The organism is Streptomyces klenkii (assembly GCF_003626645.1).
Taxonomy (GTDB): Bacteria; Actinomycetota; Actinomycetes; order Streptomycetales; family Streptomycetaceae; genus Streptomyces; species Streptomyces klenkii.
Genome location: NZ_RBAM01000198.1, coordinates 1 through 1046, shown reverse-complemented (window position 1 = coordinate 1046; position 1046 = coordinate 1). Strand labels below are relative to the sequence as shown.

Here is a 1046-nt window from a genome sequence, read left to right as displayed (position 1 = left end):
CCCCCACCGGAACGCTCACCCTGAGGACGGTCATCCCGCCGGTACTCGCGCCGCTCGCCGTACTGCGGCCGATCGTCACGCCGGTAGTCCCGCCGCTCTCCCTGCGGCCGGTCGTCCCTGCGGTAGCCGCCACCGGAACGCTCGCCCTGGGGCCGGTCGTCGCGACGGTATTCACGGCGCTCCCCGTACTGCGGCCGATCCTGCCGGTAGGGCCGCTCATCACGCCTGAACTCGCGGCGCTCTCCGTACTGCGGGCGATCGTCACGCCGGTACTCGCGCCGCTCTCCCTGCGGCCGGTCATCGCGGCGGTAGCCACCGCCGGAACGCTCGCCCTGAGGCCGCTCGTCACGCCGATAACCGCCGCCACCGGAACGCTGCCCCTGTGGCCTGTCGTCACGACGGAACTCCCGCCGCTCGCCGTAGGGACGCTCCTCGCGCCGGTACCCACCGCCGGAACGCTCACCCCCAGGACGGTCATCCCGGCGGAACTCCCGCCGCTCCCCGTACGGGGGGCGGTTGTCGCGGCCGTAGCCGCCTCGCTGGCCGGAGGGCCGGTCTCCCCGGCGCTGATCCGGCCGGTCCCCGCGCGGACGGTCGTCGCGGGGCCGGTCGTCGCGACGGTAACTCCCCCGGTCTCCCTGGGGCCTGTCGTCCCGTCGCCCGTCGCCCCGGTCCGGCCGGCCCGCACGGTCATCCCGGTCCCTGTCACGGTTCCACTCGGGCCGGGGCCCACGCCGGAACCCTGGGCGGTCTCCTGCCCGACCCCGGTCGTCCCGCCGCCATTCGCCACGTCCACCGTCACCGCGCCGCGGCTCGCGCCCCGACCCGGCGGGACGCTCATTGTCCGAATAAGACATCGCCGCGTTCCTGCCTTTCCTGCACTGCATTCATTTCACGCATTGCGTTACCGACAACAAATAGAAGACCTCCGGTTCCCCAGCATGTACGCTGGGGAACCGGAGGTCCCATAAAAATTGTCCGGCGGTGTCCTACTCTCCCACACGGTCCCCCATGCAGTACCATCGGCGCTGGAAAGCTTAGCTTCC

At 71.8% G+C, this 1046-nt stretch carries 1 rRNA gene and 1 pseudogene; one reads left to right on the top strand and one right to left on the bottom strand.

Features of this window, described 5'->3' with window-relative positions:
• Nucleotides 1–971, top strand: a pseudogene (locus tag D7231_RS37225) (hypothetical protein); the annotation flags it as partial.
• 5 nt (nucleotides 972–976) lie between these two features.
• Here the strand turns inward: D7231_RS37225 and rrf are convergent.
• Nucleotides 977–1046: ribosomal RNA gene (gene rrf, locus D7231_RS38725) — 5S ribosomal RNA — on the bottom strand; the annotation flags it as partial.